This window comes from Vreelandella hamiltonii, assembly GCF_014651795.1.
In the GTDB taxonomy this organism is placed as follows: domain Bacteria; phylum Pseudomonadota; class Gammaproteobacteria; order Pseudomonadales; family Halomonadaceae; genus Vreelandella; species Vreelandella hamiltonii.
Map to the genome: position 1 here is coordinate 39868 of NZ_BMXO01000015.1, position 14602 is coordinate 54469.

Sequence of the window (14602 nt, forward strand, 5' to 3'; positions counted from 1 at the left end):
GTTGATCTTTCTAAACAAAAACGCCCAGGCCAAAGCCTGGGCGTGATACGTCGTTGCGCGAGATCAGTCGTTGACTGCCGCGATGGCCTTGGCCAGGTAGGGAAGGTTCTCGTGGGAGAAGCCTGCCACGTTGGCCCGGCCCGAGCGCACCATGTAGATGCCGAAATCGTCGCGCAGGCGGTCTACCTGTTCCGGGGTCAGGCCCGTGTAGGAGAACATGCCGCGCTGCTCGGCTACGCAGGCGTACTTTTCCGCCAGACCGTAAGGCTTGAGTGCCTCGACGAAATCGCGACGCAGGGTATTGATACGGTCGCGCATCTCCGTCAGCTCTTCACGCCACAGGGCGGACAGCTCGGCATCGTGGAGGATTTCACTGACGATGGCGCCGCCGTGGGCGGGCGGATTGGAGTAGTTTTCCCGAGCAACGATGGCCGCCTGAGAGCGTACGTTTTCCATCTGCTCGGCGTCCTTGGCCACCAGAATCAGGCAGCCAGTGCGCTCGCAGTAGATACCGAAGTTCTTGGAGCAGGAGCTAGTGATGATCACCTCATCCAGGTTTTCAGCCAGCAGACGAACGCCGTAGGCATCTTCTTCCAGCCCTTCGCCGAAGCCCTGGTAGGCGAAGTCGATCAGCGGCAGCAGCTTGCGCTCTTGCAGAACGGCCATGACTTCCTGCCACTGGGCTTGAGAAAGATCGAAGCCGGTGGGGTTGTGGCAGCAGGCATGCAGCACGACCACGTCGCCTTCGGGGATCTGCTTGAGTGCTGCCAGCATGCCCGCGAAATCCAGACGGTTCTCGGCATCAACGTAGGGGTATTTGTGCAGCGCAATGCCCGCCGCGGTGAAGATGCCGTGGTGGTTGGGCCAAGTGGGGTCGCTGACCCAGATGCCTTTGCCGGGCAACTGGCTGGCAATGAAATCGGCCGCCAGACGCAGAGCGCCCGTGCCGCCCGGTGACTGCGTGGCGCTGGCACGGTTGGCTTTCAATACCGCTGAGTCGGCACCCAGTACCATGGGCAGCACGGCATCGCCATAAGCAGGCGCGCCATGGGAGCCGATGTAGGTCTTGGTGGTTTCATTCTTGAGCAGGCGAGCTTCTGCTTCCTTGACCGCACGCATGACCGGGGTATTGCCCGCTGCGTCACGATATACACCGACACCAAGGTCCACCTTCTGCGGATTGGTGTCTTTCTTGAAAGCTTCGATCAACCCGAGAATGGCGTCTCCAGGGACTCGCTCAATTTGCTCAAACATTTATTCGACTACCTCGTCGGTTCTGGCGGCAAGAATGAAATCATTGAGATGCAGGCCGCGCAGGGTATGCGTCCACCAGGTCACGGTGGTGTGCCCCCACTCGGTCACGATGACCGGGTGATGCCCAGCCTGCTCGGCGACCTCACCGACACGCTGGGTAAATGCCAACGCATCCGCGAAATCACGAAACGCAAAGCGTCTCGTCAACTTCATGATGCCATCGTGTTCGATAATCTGCCACTCTGGAAGTGCGGCCAGATGGGGTTGGCATGCCTCATGAGCGAGCGGCATGGCATCTGACGACACGGGCTGGAAGGCAGTGCGAGCGAGGCTTTGCATGGTGGGTCTCCGAAGGCGACGTTACTAGCGTCAGGGTAGAAGACGCACGCAGTCCCGGCCAACCTCCTTGGCGCGATAGAGCGCCTGATCCGCACGCTCCATCAGGCTGGTCAGGGGTTCGCCACAGCGGTACTCCGCAACCCCGATGCTCAGCGTGACGCTGCTCTGGCCAATGCCGAAATCGTGCTCGGCGATGGTTTTGCGCAGGCGGTCGGCAAGCGCATGGCATTGCTGCAGCGAGGTGAGCGGCAACAGTACCATGAACTCTTCACCTCCCAGGCGGGCAACCACGTCTTCACAGCGCAGCAGCGAGCAGGTCAACGTGGCGAGCTGTTTGAGTACCTTGTCGCCCTGCAGATGTCCCCAGGCGTCATTGAGCTGCTTGAAGTGGTCGATGTCGATCATCATGACCGACAGTGGTGAGCCATGGCGCGTGCTCAGGGAGCTCAAATGCGTCAGTTGCAGCATCAACTTGCGCCGGTTGGCCAGGCCGGTCAGCGGGTCGGTGTCGCAAAGCCGACGCAGGCGCTGCTCTTCCAGCACCTGGTCGGTGATGTCCATCATGATACCGCTCCAGCGCACGCCATTGGTGAAAGGTTCGGGGTTGGCGCTGACCGCGATCCAGCGAGGGTTTTCTTCTGGAAAGGGGAATCGGAAGCGGGTGGTCAGCGGCAGCATCCAGCGTGCTGAGCGTTCGATGGCCGACATGATCTTTGGGTAGTCGCTGCCAGTGAGTTGCTCCAGCAGCGGCTGGGCATCTTCGGCGAGCTGGTGTTTGTCGATATAGGCAAGTGCCATGCCACCCCCTTCCAGATAGGGAAAATGCATGTGGCCAGCGTGCGTGCGGTAAAACTGAAAAATGACCCCTGGGATGCTGCTGATCAACTCTTCCGTGCCCGGGGCGGCAGGCTTGGAAGTAACGGATGCCTCATTCACGGACATGCGTGAATCTCCAGACGATAGGCCTATTATAAGTTAGCTGTGAAGATTAGCCCTAAATAGGTAAATGGGATGTAAGCCATTGCTGACAAATTGTCTTTTATTAATAATTTTTTGGAATTAAAAGCAGATTTTAAATTCTATATGGCTCGTTTTTGGCGGAGATGGCCTGTGCAGAGCGCACCAATCGGTTTAAAATTACTTTTCGGCATATGAATTATTATTCTTATTACTTTGGTGGCGGGTTTGGCTGCACAGCAATCACACGAGGTGGATACGTCCATAATGGCAACCATGAGCGCACAGACAGGCGTTGGCCGTGTCAGTTTGGTAGGCGCAGGGCCAGGCGACCCGGAGTTACTGACCCTGAAAGCCTTTCGTCGGCTCAAAAGTGCCGAGGTGGTGCTTTATGACCGTCTGGTGAGTGATGAAATCATCGCGCTGCTGCCACAGGAAGCCGCGCGCTACTATGTCGGCAAGGCGCGTTCGTCCCACAGTGTGCCTCAGGAGGGGATCAATCAGGCATTGGTGGAGTGGGCTCGGCAGGGCAAGCAGGTGGTGCGTCTGAAAGGTGGCGACCCGTTCATTTTTGGGCGTGGGGGAGAAGAGCTGGAAACCTTGGTGGCTGCCGGTATCGAGGTAGACGTCGTGCCCGGCATTACCGCTGCCTCGGGGTGTGCGGCTTATGCTGGCATACCGCTGACCCATCGCGATCATGCGCAATCCGTGCGTTTCGTGACCGGGCATTTGCAGCAGGGCGAGTTTACCCTCGATTGGCCTACTCTGGCGCAGCCTGGCCAGACCCTGGTGTTTTACATGGGGCTGAGTAATTTGACGGCCATTTGTGAGGGGCTGATGGCCCATGGTTTGCCACCGGAAACGCCCCTGGCACTGATCGAGCAGGGAACCACGCGCCAGCAGCAGACCCATACGGGCACCCTGCGGCAACTGCCGACGGCTTTTCTGCAAGGTGCCATCCAGCCGCCTACGCTGTTGATCGTGGGAAGCGTAGTGACATTGCATGCGCGCCTTTCGTGGTTCGAGGTGGAACAGGGAGCCGCTCAGGGCTTCGGTGAAGAGAGCCATCTTTGCAAAGTGCGTCGCCCGTGATGGCATCTGTCCACTCGAGAGAGGCAGGTTTCGAAGCCGTATCTTGCTGAGCGCTGGCGATATGCGGGTGGCTGTGTATGCTGGTAAGGACTACTTTTAGAAACGATCGTTGACGATAGCGAGCGATTTGTCACTCACGTTGCTATTACCAGCAGCCAAGCGAAGAGAGGGATGCAGCATGTCAGAAGCAAACCACCCAGAGCCGCACACACCTGCTGGCAAGCCTGATATGAAGACGCTGTTTCAGGATAACCGCGTCAAGGGGATTGCCGGTATCGCGGCCATTGCGGTGATATGGGCCATCATGGCGCAGTCCAATGCAGGCACCCATCGTGATCGCGTCGAGCGGCTGGAAGGCCAGCTCAACAGTGTCGAGCAGGAGAATGCCCAGTTGAGCCAGCGCCTGGCCGAGGTCGAAGAAGCCGAAGCCGACCTGACCGCCATGCGTGAAGAAATTGCCTTGTTGGCGCAGCAGCAGGAAGAAGCTTCTGAAACGCTGGCGTCTGCTCAGGGCGAGGTAGGCACCGTGCAGTCGCGTCTGGAGGAGTTGGAAGCGCAGCGGGATGCCCTTGAGCAGGAAGTGACGTCACTGGAAGAGCGTCTGGCGGGCGCCGAGAGCGAGATGGAAAGCCTGCGCGAAGCGCGCGACCAGATCGTCAGTGAGCGTGATGAGGCCGAGTCTAGCCTGCAACAGATCGAAGATGCCCGTGAAAGCGCGGAGCAGGCGCGTCAGGAGGCTGAAGCGGCTCGTCAGGAAGCCGAAGAGCAGCGCCAGCAGGCGGTAGAAGAGCAGACGGCTGCCGAAGACGAGCTCAGTGAGCTGGAATCCCAGGTCAACGAGGCCAATGAGCGCCTGGCCGAGCTGGAAGAGCAGATTGCCAGCCAGCAGAGCGAGCTGGAGTCGCTGCAGGAAGAGCGCGATAGCGTGACCAGCGAGCGCGATGCGATGCAGTCCGAGATCGAGTCCATGACCCAGCTGCGCGAGGAGGAAGAAGAGAGCCTGAGCCAGGTGCGCGGTGAAATGGATGACCTGATGGTGGCGTTGGACATTGGCCGTGAGGAAGTCGCCAATGTCGAGAGCGATATCGAGACTCGCGAAGAGCAGCTGGAACGCTTGGAGAGCCAACTGCGCGAGTGGCGTGAAGAGCTGGCCGCGCTAGGCGACCGCCTGCACGTGGATGATGCTGCCAACGATGAGGTGCCTGACCTGTCAGGTGATCAAGAGAGCGATGGCGACGACGCTGACGCTGACGATACGCAAGCGCAGTAAACGGAGTTCCGATGGCTGAGGCCATCGTGTTCTTCCAAGAGCGGGCACGGGGCTTCCCATGCCCGCTTTTGTTTTTGTCGGTTTAGAAATGGGCGGTGGAGGAGTATCATTCCCGCCAGACCATGCAGGTATTCAACAACGGGAGAGCCATTGATGGATGGTGTGAAACATATCGTGGCCGTGGCCTCGGGCAAGGGTGGTGTCGGCAAGTCGACCGTGACCGTGAATCTGGCGCTGGCATTGTCGGCTCAGGGCTACCGTGTGGGCGTGCTGGACGCCGATATCTATGGACCCAGCCAGGCCCAGATGCTGGGCGTCAAGGAGGGCATGCGTCCTCAAGCCGGGGAGAACAATACATTTTTGCCCCTGGAAGCACACGGCATCCAGGCCATGTCGATGGCGTTCATGGTCAATACCCGTGATGCCATGGTATGGCGTGGCCCTATGGTGGTGGGGGCGTTCCAGCAGATGCTCACCCAGACCCAGTGGGACAACCTGGACTTCCTGCTGATCGACATGCCGCCCGGTACCGGCGACATTCAGTTGACCCTGGCGCAGAAAGTGGCCGTGTCGGGTGCGGTGATCGTGACGACACCTCAAGACATCGCGCTGCTGGATGCTCGCAAGGGCATCGAAATGTTCCGCAAGGTCAATGTGCCTGTGCTGGGGGTAGTCGAGAACATGAGCCTTTACCACTGTGAGCAGTGCGGCCATGAAGCGGCGATCTTTGGCACCGGTGGCGGTGACCGCATTGCCGAAGAGTATGATACGGCGGTGTTGGGTCGGCTGCCGCTGACCCTGTCGATTCGTGAATTGGCCGACTCCGGGCGCCCCAGCGTGGTTGCCGAGCCGGAGAGTTCCGTGAGCCAAACGTTTGCCGAGATTGCCCGTCAGGTGGCGCAGTCCGTCAACGCCCATCAATCCGGTGGCCCGACGATTTCCTTTAGCGAGTGATGAAGTAACCGATGAGCATTAAATCAGACAAGTGGATCCGCCGTATGGCGCAGAGCGATGCCATGATCGAGCCCTTCGAAGCCGAGCAGGTGCGCTACGTCAACGATCAGCGGGTGATCTCCTACGGCACGTCCAGCTACGGATACGATGTGCGCTGTGCCGATGAGTTCAAGGTGTTTACCAATATCCACTCGGCGATTGTCGATCCCAAGTCGTTCGATGACAAGAGCTTCGTCGATGTGAAAGGGGACGTGTGCATCATTCCCCCCAACTCGTTCGCGCTGGCACGCACGGTGGAGTACTTTCGTATTCCGCGTAACGTGCTGACCATTTGTCTGGGCAAATCGACCTACGCGCGCTGCGGCATCATCGTCAACGTGACGCCACTGGAGCCGGAGTGGGAAGGCCACGTGACGCTGGAGTTTTCCAACACGACCAACCTGCCTGCCAAGATCTATGCCCATGAAGGCGTTGCCCAGATGCTGTTCCTCGAATCCGACGAGGTCTGCGAAACCTCGTACAAGGATCGTGGCGGCAAGTACATGGGACAGCGTGGGGTGACCTTGCCCAGAACGTGATGGGGAAGGACTTAGCGATCAGTCATCGTCAGATGGCAGGATAAAAAACGCCCTGATGCAGTGATGCATCAGGGCGTTTTGGGTTGGGCGCAACGATGGGTCAGGCGTCGTTGGCTTCTTCGTCCAGCTCTTCGGCGGCATCCGCATGGGAAAGACGCATGCCATAGGGCGGTAACAGGTGGCCGTCCATGCGTGCGCCTTCGGCGGTGTACTGCAAGCGTCCTTCAAGGAACCAGTGAACGGCAATCGGGAAGATCAGGTGTTCACGGGCGTGGACTTTCTCCTTGAGGGTCTCGACGCTGTCTTCGGCGGTGACGGCGAGCTCGGCTTGCAAGACCACTGGCCCTCCGTCCAGCTCTTCGGTGACGAAATGCACGCTGCAACCATGCTGGGCAACGCCATCGGCCAAGGCTCTGGCGTGGGTGTTGAGGCCCTGGTAGGCAGGCAGCAGCGACGGGTGAATGTTGAGCATTCTGCCCAGGAAGCGCTGTACGAAACGTGGCGTCAGAATCCGCATGAAGCCCGCCAGAACGATGAGATCCGGCTCATGGCGTTCGATCACCTTGATCAGCGCGCCGTCGTAGGCGTCGCGACTATCGTATTCACGGTGGGGCAAAGCCACCGCTTCGATACCCGCTTCGTGGGCGCGCTTCAGACCGTAAGCGTCCGGCTCGTTGGAGATGACCGCGACGATCTCGCCGCCCAGACGGTCGTGCTGCTGGGCATCGATCAAGGCCTGCAGGTTGCTGCCGCTGCCGGAGATCAACACCACCACACGACGCGCTCCCACGGGTTCCGGGGTCAGGTCGTTGATGGTATCCGTGCTGTACTCGGTACTGCTCATGCCTGCGGGCCTGCCTTGAGGTTGTTCAGCACCACGGCCTCGTCCTCGCGTGCCACGATGTGACCAATCTGGTACACGGTTTCACCTTGAGCCTGCAAGTGAGCCTTGGCGGCTTCCGCCTGGCTCGCAGGCACTACCACCACCATGCCGATGCCGCAGTTCAGCACGCGGTGCATTTCGGTTTCGTTGACGTTGCCCTTGGCTTGCAGCCAGTTGAATACTTCCGGGCGCTGCCAGGTGGTCAGGTCGATCTTTGCCGCCAGGTGGTCGGGCAGCACGCGGGGAATGTTTTCCAACAGGCCGCCGCCGGTGATGTGCGACAGCGCATGTACCGCCAGCTCCGTTTCACGCATCATCGAGAGCAGCGATTTCACATAGATGCGCGTGGGGGCCATCAGTGCCTCGCTCAGCGGCTTGCCGTCCACCTGCTCTTCCAGCGACGCCTGGCTGACTTCGAGGATCTTGCGAATCAGGGAGTAGCCGTTGGAGTGAGGGCCGGAAGAGGCGAGGCCCAGCAGTACGTCGCCTTCGGCAACCTTGCTGCCGTCCAGGATCTCCTCTTTCTCCACGACGCCAACGCAGAAGCCGGCCAGGTCGTAGTCGTTGCCTTCGTACATGCCGGGCATCTCGGCGGTTTCGCCGCCCACCAGGGCACAGCCGGCCAGTTCGCAGCCTGCACCAATGCCGGTGACCACGTCGACGGCGATATCCACGTCTAGCTTGCCCGTGGCATAGTAGTCGAGAAACAGCAGCGGCTCGGCACCGGCCACGATCAAGTCGTTGACGCACATGGCTACCAGGTCGATCCCAATAGTGTCATGCTTGCCCAGGTCCATGGCCAGACGCAGCTTGGTGCCTACGCCGTCGGTACCAGAGACCAGTACGGGTTGACGGTAACCCGCAGGCAGCTCGCACAGGGCGCCGAAACCGCCGAGGCCGCCCATGACCTCCGGGCGTGACGTGCGCTTGGCCACATGCTTGATGCGGTCCACCAAGGCATTGCCTGCATCAATATCGACGCCTGCGTCCTTGTAGCTGAGAGAGGGAGTCGACTGGGAAGAGGAGGTCTCGGTCATGACGGGTCCTGTGAAGCCTATGCAAAGCGATTGTGCTGGCAAATTGCCAGTGCCGGAGCGATAACGGCCTGCGATTGTATCACTGCGCGACGTAAGTCGCACCGATGGACACGTTATCAGATGCGTGCTGGCCAGGTTTTGTTACTATTCATTGCCTGACGCTGACCGTTTATCCAGGAAGGAGAGAGTGAAATGCGACATTCGTGGTGGGGCATCCTGTTTTTGGTGGCCCTGGTTGGCGTTGTATATTTGCTGGATGCCGTCTTGATGCCCTTCATTGCCGGACTGATTCTGGCGTACCTGGCAGACCCGTTGACCAACTATTTTCAGCGGCTGGGCCTCAAGCGAGTGTGGGCGGTCAGTAGCGTATTCCTCATTTTACTGCTGGTGCTGGCCATCAGTCTGTTGATTCTGATTCCGCTGGTCATCCAGCAGATCAAGCAGCTTGGGGAGATGGTGCCGGGGGTGTTCGACTGGGTGGAAAACTACCTGGCCCCGCAGGTGCAGGAGTGGACGGGGTATGACCTGCGTTCCGAGCTGGACAATGTTCAGGAGACCCTGGCTGAAAATTGGCGCGATGCCGGTAGCTACCTGGCCCAGGCGCTTGGTCAGATCGGCCGTTCGGGCATGGCGTTTGCCACGTGGGTGACCTACGTGGCGTTGATCCCGGTGGTCACCTTTTACCTGTTGCTCGACTGGAACCGGTTGCTGAACAATCTGATCGACTTGATTCCGCGTCACTGGGTCGATGACGCCACTCGGCTGGCCAAGCGCTGCGACGAGGTGTTGGCGGCTTTCCTGCGCGGGCAGTTGCTGGTCATGCTGTGCCTGGGCATTATCTATGCGGTGGGTCTGACCCTGATGGGGCTGAATTTTGGCCTGTTGATCGGTGTCATTTCTGGCCTGGTGAGCATCGTCCCCTTTCTGGGGTTCATCGTTGGGCTCAGCAGTGCCTTGGTGGTGGCATTGTTCCAGTTCGACAGCTGGTGGGCGCTGTTGGGAGTGCTGGGGGTATTCAGCCTGGGGCAGGTCATCGAAAGTGTCGTGCTGCAGCCCAAATTGCTGGGTGACAAGATTGGCTTGCACCCGGTGGCGGTCATTTTTGCGGTACTCGCGGGGGGCAATCTGTTTGGCCTGACCGGGGTGCTTCTGGCCTTGCCAGCGGCTTCGGTCATCATGGTGCTGCTCAAGGAAGTCAAAGAGCGTTACCAGAACAGTGCCTTGTATGATGAGACGCTGGAGCCGACGTCACCGCCGCACGAACTGGGTCTCCAGGACAAAAGGGAGTCTTCATGAGCCGATTGCCGGCACAGTTACCGCTCGGGGTGGGGTTGCGTGATGACGCAACGCTGAACAATTACTATCCCTCGAGCGGTAATGCAGCTCTGGTGCAGCATCTGACGCAACAGCTGTCGCCAGACGCCGAGCCGTTCATCTATCTTTGGGGCGCGCCGGGCAGCGGCCGTAGTCATCTGTTGCAGGCGGCCTGCCATGCGGCGTCGGATCAGGACAAGCGTGCCCTTTACCTGCCGTTGGCCGACCTTGGCCATTTCCCACCGCTGATGCTGGAGGATATCGAGCGTCTTGACCTGGTGGCCATCGACGACCTCGAATACGTCATTGGGCGCAAGCGTTGGGAAGAGGCGCTGTTCCATGCGTTCAATCGCTTGCGAGATGCTGGCAAAGCGCTCTTGATCGCCGCCAATGCGCCGCCCAGGCGGCTGGACGTCGTGCTACCGGACCTGGCCTCACGGTTGACCTGGGGGGTGACGTTTCATCTTCACCCGCTGGATGACCAGGAGCGCCTGGCCGCCTTGAAGCTGCGGGCTCGGGTCAGGGGAATGGAGTTACCCGACGATGTGGGGCGGTATATCCTGCATCGCGGCCCCCGAGAGCTTGGCGAGCTGTGTCGGGCGTTGGAGACCCTGGATCAGGCGTCGCTGTCGGCCAAGCGCAAGCTGACCATCCCTTTCGTGAAAGGCGCACTCAACTGGTAGACATCATTGGCAGGTACCATGAAAAAGCCCCGAGCACAGCGTGCTCGGGGCTTTTTACGTTGGGCTGGCCTCACTCACGTGCCACCAGCCTGGCGTTTGATCAGGCGCTCTTGCTCATTTTGCTGGCGGCTGCCTGAGCCTGCTTGACATTTTCTTCGGTCAGCTTCTGGCTTTTCTGCAGGAAATCCTGCTGCAGCGATACCACCTTGTCAGCGTCGCCCTTGACGCGCTCGGCCAGGTCCTTGGCCACTTTTTGCTGGCTTTCCATGTAGCTGCGCAGGCCATCGGCATCCTTGACGCTCATCAGCTGACGCACCTGAGCGATGCCGGTGTCCACGTACGCTTTGTTCGCGTCCAGCTGGGCATTCAGCAGTTTTTCAGAGTAGTCGATGCTCAGGGTCATGTAAGCACGGGCAGGTGCCATGAACAGGTTGTCGAACTGCTGAGTCATTTCGTTGGTGTTGAAGGTACGCATGGTGATGTCTCCTGGCCTTGTTTTGGGCAAAGTCTTGGGCAAAGTCTTAGGCAAACGGATTGCTGATCGAGTAGGGCAATCCAATATTCAAGGCTCAGCAACCGCGTTCCTGAAATCGCTACTGCAACTGCTGACCTCATCTTGCTTTGCAGCATAACAGCTGTTTTTGTGCAGTGCAACATGGCGCAATCGCCTCTTGCCCTCCATGCTGTGGGGACGCTGTTTACCGATCCACGGAACATCGCTACACTTTAAGTTATGGATAATCATTATCATTTTCTCGTCGGTGCTGGCTATGCCAGCCATTGACGAGCGAACTGAACTCGATGAGCCAATTGGAAAAGGAGAGCACCATGAGCACGCGGATTGAACGAGACAGCATGGGCGAGCTGGAAGTGCCCGCAGAAGCCCTTTACGGTGCCCAGACACAGCGGGCGGTGAACAACTTCCCGGTGTCGGGCACCCCGCTGCCCGCGGCGTTCATTCACGCCGTGGCGCGCATCAAGCTGGCTGCCGCGCGCAGCAATCAGGCGCTGGGGCTGCTGGATGAGCAGCGCGCCGCGGCCATCGAAAAGGCGGCCATGGCGGTGATCGACGGGCAGTACGATGAGCACTTCCCAGTGGATGTGTTCCAGACGGGGTCGGGCACCTCCACCAACATGAACGTCAATGAGGTGCTGGCGACCCTGGCCAGTCGTGAAGGGGTCGAGGTCACGCCCAATGATCACGTCAACATGGGGCAGTCCAGTAACGATGTCATCCCGACCGCCATTCATCTGTCCGCGGCGATTGCGGTACATGAACAGCTCCGACCTGCCCTGGTGCAGCTGAAAGAGACCATCGACCGTCGTGCCGAAGCGCTTTCCCACGTGGTGAAGACCGGGCGCACGCATTTGATGGACGCCATGCCGCTGCGCATGGACCAGGAACTGGGTGGTTGGTCCAGCCAGGTGGGGCAGGCCATCGAACGTTTTGACAGCGCTCAGCAGCGGCTTTGCCGATTGGCGCAAGGCGGTACGGCAGTGGGCACGGGTATCAATACGCCTGAAGGGTTTGCCGAGCGGGTGGCCGAGGACCTGAGTCGACAAACAGGGCTTTCTCTGGTGCCCAACGACAGCTTCTTCGCCAGCCTGGGCTCTCAAGATGCTGCCGTCGAGCTGTCCGGGCAGCTGCGCGGCTTTGCCTGTGTGGTGATGAAAATTGCCAATGACCTGCGCTGGATGAACTCTGGACCGCTGGCAGGGCTGGGTGAGATCGAGCTGGAGGCGCTGCAGCCGGGGAGTTCCATCATGCCTGGCAAGGTCAATCCGGTGATTCCCGAGTCCGCGGCACAGGCGGCGGCTCAGGTGATCGGTCTGGATACGGCGGTGACCGTGGCCGGGCAGAGCGGTAACTTTCAGCTGAACGTGATGCTACCGCTGGTGGCGGCCAATCTGCTGACCTCCATTACGCTGATGAGCAACACTGCCACGCTGCTGGCCGAGCGGGCCATCGCCACTTTCAAGGTGCGCGAGGACAATTTGCAGGGGCCGCTGGCGCGCAACCCGATTCTGGTCACGGCGCTGAACAGTGTCATTGGCTATAACGCTGCCGCGGCCATTGCCAAGAAGGCGTATCAGGCGGGTCGGCCCATCATCGATGTGGCCGAGGAAGAAACCGACCTGGACCGCGCGACCCTGGAGCGCTTGCTGGACCCGGCGGTGCTCACGCGTGGGGGGATTCCTCAGTAAACAGCCGCGTTCTGGCCTGGTTCAGGCCAGTTTGGCGTCAGGTCTGCTGTTCTTCGCTCTTGCCTTGCGCAATGGTGGCACTGGCTTCCTGACGCTCTTCCGAACTGGCGGAAGGGGTGTCGTGCTCATCCTGGCGCGCCGGCTGGTAGCTGAGCGTCGCCAGGATGGGGAAGTGATCCGACCCGAAGGCTTCCAGGCGCTCCATGTGGGTCAGCGTAAACTCCTCACTGACGAACACATGATCCAGCGGCCAGCGCAGCACAGGGTAGTGGGCGTGAAAGGTGCTGAAGAGCCCGCGGCCGCGCCGGGGGTCGAGCATGCCACTGACCCTGCAGAACAGCCGCGTGGTGCGCGACCAGGCCACATCGTTTAGATCGCCCGCCACGACGGTGGGGAAAGGCTCTTCGTGGACTTCCTGGCCTACCCATAGCAACTCGGCGTCGCGCCACAGCGACTTTTCGCTCTCGCTGGGGGCGGGCGGTCTGGGGTGCAGGGCGTAGAAGCGAATCTGTTCGCCGTTGTCCAGGGTGACGCGCGTGTGGATGGAAGGGATGTCGTCCTGAATGAGCCACTTTACCTGTGGGTTGCTCAGCGGCAGGCGCGAATAGAGATGCATGCCATAGAGGTTGTCCAGCGGCACCTTGACGCTGTGGGGCCACCGTTCATGGAGAACGCTATCGAGCTGCTCTTGCCACCACTGGTCGGATTCGAGAGTGAGCACCACGTCTGGCTGGTGGCGCTCGATCATGGCCAGCAGTTTCGCTGACTGGCGGTTGGGCGTGAGCACGTTGGCGATCAGCAGCGTCAGCGTCGGGGCCTGGCTGTCGGCGTGGGTGGCCTTGACCTGGACTGGCCAGCAGCGGGTCCAGGGGATGATGTAGCGCAGTTGAAGCAGCAGGCTCACCAGGGAAGCCGCCAGAGCAATGTTCTGCCAATTGCCAGCAGGCAGTATCAGCCCGCTCAGCAGCGCACAGAGCGCCGCTGCTGTCGCCAGCTGCAAACGTGGAAATTCGACGCTGCGAATCCACCACCAGCGTAGGCGGACTCTGGCCAGCAGCGTGGCGAACAGGAGTGTCAGAGCGGTACAACCCAGTAATGGACCGAGCAAGCGATACCTCCTGGCATCATGATATGGCGATTTAACGAAGATGCAGCTTAGTGGTTACGTTTATCAAGTGTCGATATAATTCTTCCAGCTCAGGCGGTTGTCAGAGCCTTGCAGAGAAGAAGACGTAAAAATGACTTGCAATTCAGCTATAAAGCCGTAGAATACGCATCCGTTGCACAGCAGGACCATAGCTCAGTTGGTTAGAGCGCCACGTTGACATCGTGGAGGTCGGCGGTTCAAATCCGCCTGGTCCTACCAATCATGTGCAGCCACGTTTCAGGACCATAGCTCAGTTGGTTAGAGCGCCACGTTGACATCGTGGAGGTCGGCGGTTCAAATCCGCCTGGTCCTACCAGATTCTCCAAAAAGCCCCGAGCACTGCTCGGGGCTTTTTGCGTTATGGGCGGGGCAGATCGGTCTGGCGAATGAAGGTATCGACCAGCGCCTCGATGCCGGCCTGGTCCTGGGCGCTGAAGCGGGCCAGCTGGGGGCTGTCGATATCCAGAACGCCCCATAGCCAGCCATCCTGAACGATGGGGACGACCAGTTCGGACTGGGAGGCCGCATCGCAGGCAATATGGTCGGCTACGGCGTGTACATCGTCGACTCGCTGGGTGGTGCGACTGCGCGCCGCTGCGCCGCATACTCCCTTGCTGAACGGAATCGGGTTGCAGGCGGGCTTGCCCTGGAAGGGGCCCAGGGTCAATATTTCCGGCTGGCGTTGCAGGTAAAAGCCTACCCAGTTGAGCTGTTCCAGCGATTGCTGGATGAACGCGCTGGTCTGGGCGCTGTTGGTCAGCCAGTCGCGTGTGTCCAGCAGGGCAGCGAGCTGACGATTGAGCAGGTCATAATCGATGGGGGTCATGTTGTTTCCCGGTTCGGATCAATGTCTCGGATAAAAACGCATCAGGCCAGCCTCGCGGCTGGC

General features: G+C 59.8%; 15 protein-coding genes and 2 tRNA genes. 9 read left to right on the forward strand and 8 right to left on the reverse strand.

What is annotated here, in order from left to right; genetic code table 11:
• Positions 1-63 precede the first annotated feature (63 nt).
• From IE061_RS14270 to IE061_RS14280, 3 genes are read right to left on the reverse strand one after another with little or no spacing between them, the layout of a single operon-like run.
• Positions 64-1254, reverse strand: a complete 1191-nt coding sequence (locus IE061_RS14270) for an amino acid aminotransferase (protein WP_039182273.1) — start codon at positions 1252-1254, stop codon at positions 64-66.
• Positions 1255-1593 carry a 4a-hydroxytetrahydrobiopterin dehydratase gene (locus IE061_RS14275; protein ID WP_096922873.1) on the reverse strand — a complete coding sequence of 113 codons (339 nt, stop codon included), beginning with the start codon at positions 1591-1593 and terminating at the stop codon, positions 1255-1257.
• A 30-nt stretch (positions 1594-1623) separates the two neighbouring features.
• Positions 1624-2535: a GGDEF domain-containing protein gene (locus IE061_RS14280; protein WP_144983261.1), complete on the reverse strand. Its 912-nt coding sequence runs from the start codon at positions 2533-2535 to the stop codon at positions 1624-1626.
• Positions 2536-2826: 291 nt separating this feature from the next.
• Here IE061_RS14280 and cobA point away from each other — a divergent pair, with 291 nt between their 5' ends.
• From cobA to dcd, 4 genes are all read left to right on the forward strand, one after another.
• Positions 2827-3642 carry a uroporphyrinogen-III C-methyltransferase gene (gene cobA / locus IE061_RS14285; RefSeq protein ID WP_039182296.1) on the forward strand — a complete coding sequence of 272 codons (816 nt, stop codon included), beginning with the start codon at positions 2827-2829 and terminating at the stop codon, positions 3640-3642.
• 178 nt (positions 3643-3820) lie between these two features.
• Positions 3821-4912 carry a coiled-coil domain-containing protein gene (locus IE061_RS14290; protein WP_144983264.1) on the forward strand — a complete coding sequence of 364 codons (1092 nt, stop codon included), beginning with the start codon at positions 3821-3823 and terminating at the stop codon, positions 4910-4912.
• Between the two features lie 153 nt (positions 4913-5065).
• Positions 5066-5866 (forward strand): iron-sulfur cluster carrier protein ApbC, encoded by an 801-nt coding sequence (gene apbC / locus IE061_RS14295; protein ID WP_052196470.1) that lies wholly within the window; start codon positions 5066-5068, stop codon positions 5864-5866.
• An 11-nt stretch (positions 5867-5877) separates the two neighbouring features.
• Positions 5878-6444: a dCTP deaminase gene (gene dcd / locus IE061_RS14300; protein ID WP_039182260.1), complete on the forward strand. Its 567-nt coding sequence runs from the start codon at positions 5878-5880 to the stop codon at positions 6442-6444.
• Between the two features lie 100 nt (positions 6445-6544).
• Here dcd and purN read toward each other — a convergent pair whose 3' ends face one another.
• Both purN and purM read right to left on the reverse strand, forming a co-directional pair.
• Positions 6545-7288 carry a phosphoribosylglycinamide formyltransferase gene (purN, locus tag IE061_RS14305; RefSeq protein ID WP_193461893.1) on the reverse strand — a complete coding sequence of 248 codons (744 nt, stop codon included), beginning with the start codon at positions 7286-7288 and terminating at the stop codon, positions 6545-6547.
• A complete protein-coding gene (purM, locus tag IE061_RS14310) occupies positions 7285-8364 on the reverse strand; it encodes a phosphoribosylformylglycinamidine cyclo-ligase (RefSeq protein ID WP_193461894.1) in 1080 nt (359 codons plus the stop codon). The genes purN and purM overlap by 4 nt, the downstream gene beginning before the upstream one ends.
• A 192-nt stretch (positions 8365-8556) precedes the next feature.
• Between purM and IE061_RS14315 the strand changes: the two genes are divergently transcribed.
• On the forward strand, positions 8557-9660 hold the full coding sequence (locus IE061_RS14315; protein ID WP_039182252.1) for an AI-2E family transporter: 1104 nt from the start codon (positions 8557-8559) through the stop codon (positions 9658-9660).
• Positions 9657-10361 (forward strand): DnaA regulatory inactivator Hda, encoded by a 705-nt coding sequence (gene hda / locus IE061_RS14320; RefSeq protein WP_039182250.1) that lies wholly within the window; start codon positions 9657-9659, stop codon positions 10359-10361. The genes IE061_RS14315 and hda overlap by 4 nt, the downstream gene beginning before the upstream one ends.
• A gap of 100 nt (positions 10362-10461) precedes the next feature.
• Here hda and IE061_RS14325 read toward each other — a convergent pair whose 3' ends face one another.
• Positions 10462-10836 (reverse strand): phasin family protein, encoded by a 375-nt coding sequence (locus tag IE061_RS14325; protein ID WP_039182247.1) that lies wholly within the window; start codon positions 10834-10836, stop codon positions 10462-10464.
• A 353-nt stretch (positions 10837-11189) separates the two neighbouring features.
• Here IE061_RS14325 and IE061_RS14330 point away from each other — a divergent pair, with 353 nt between their 5' ends.
• Positions 11190-12566, forward strand: a complete 1377-nt coding sequence (locus IE061_RS14330) for a class II fumarate hydratase (protein ID WP_193461895.1) — start codon at positions 11190-11192, stop codon at positions 12564-12566.
• Between the two features lie 37 nt (positions 12567-12603).
• On the opposite strand, the gene IE061_RS14335 is transcribed toward IE061_RS14330, so the two are convergent.
• Complete coding sequence (locus IE061_RS14335) at positions 12604-13674, reverse strand: endonuclease/exonuclease/phosphatase family protein (RefSeq protein WP_193461896.1); 1071 nt, start codon at positions 13672-13674, stop codon at positions 12604-12606.
• Between the two features lie 181 nt (positions 13675-13855).
• Here IE061_RS14335 and IE061_RS14340 point away from each other — a divergent pair.
• Positions 13856-13932, forward strand: a tRNA-Val gene (locus tag IE061_RS14340).
• 20 nt (positions 13933-13952) lie between these two features.
• A tRNA-Val gene (locus IE061_RS14345) sits at positions 13953-14029 on the forward strand.
• Between the two features lie 42 nt (positions 14030-14071).
• Here IE061_RS14345 and IE061_RS14350 read toward each other — a convergent pair.
• Positions 14072-14539: a GAF domain-containing protein gene (locus tag IE061_RS14350; RefSeq protein ID WP_193461897.1), complete on the reverse strand. Its 468-nt coding sequence runs from the start codon at positions 14537-14539 to the stop codon at positions 14072-14074.
• Between the last annotated feature and the right edge of the window lie 63 nt (positions 14540-14602).

Excerpts from the sequence above, each read along its gene's own strand:
- IE061_RS14270 (WP_039182273.1), bottom strand. The coding sequence starts at position 1,254 with ATGTTTGAGCAAATTGAGCGAGTCCCTGGAGACGCCATTCTCGGGTTG.
- IE061_RS14275 (WP_096922873.1), bottom strand. The coding sequence starts at position 1,593 with ATGCAAAGCCTCGCTCGCACTGCCTTCCAGCCCGTGTCGTCAGATGCC.
- IE061_RS14280 (WP_144983261.1), bottom strand. The coding sequence starts at position 2,535 with ATGTCCGTGAATGAGGCATCCGTTACTTCCAAGCCTGCCGCCCCGGGC.
- cobA (WP_039182296.1), top strand. The coding sequence starts at position 2,827 with ATGAGCGCACAGACAGGCGTTGGCCGTGTCAGTTTGGTAGGCGCAGGG.
- IE061_RS14290 (WP_144983264.1), top strand. The coding sequence starts at position 3,821 with ATGTCAGAAGCAAACCACCCAGAGCCGCACACACCTGCTGGCAAGCCT.
- apbC (WP_052196470.1), top strand. The coding sequence starts at position 5,066 with ATGGATGGTGTGAAACATATCGTGGCCGTGGCCTCGGGCAAGGGTGGT.
- dcd (WP_039182260.1), top strand. The coding sequence starts at position 5,878 with ATGAGCATTAAATCAGACAAGTGGATCCGCCGTATGGCGCAGAGCGAT.
- purN (WP_193461893.1), bottom strand. The coding sequence starts at position 7,288 with ATGAGCAGTACCGAGTACAGCACGGATACCATCAACGACCTGACCCCG.
- purM (WP_193461894.1), bottom strand. The coding sequence starts at position 8,364 with ATGACCGAGACCTCCTCTTCCCAGTCGACTCCCTCTCTCAGCTACAAG.
- IE061_RS14315 (WP_039182252.1), top strand. The coding sequence starts at position 8,557 with ATGCGACATTCGTGGTGGGGCATCCTGTTTTTGGTGGCCCTGGTTGGC.
- hda (WP_039182250.1), top strand. The coding sequence starts at position 9,657 with ATGAGCCGATTGCCGGCACAGTTACCGCTCGGGGTGGGGTTGCGTGAT.
- IE061_RS14325 (WP_039182247.1), bottom strand. The coding sequence starts at position 10,836 with ATGCGTACCTTCAACACCAACGAAATGACTCAGCAGTTCGACAACCTG.
- IE061_RS14330 (WP_193461895.1), top strand. The coding sequence starts at position 11,190 with ATGAGCACGCGGATTGAACGAGACAGCATGGGCGAGCTGGAAGTGCCC.
- IE061_RS14350 (WP_193461897.1), bottom strand. The coding sequence starts at position 14,539 with ATGACCCCCATCGATTATGACCTGCTCAATCGTCAGCTCGCTGCCCTG.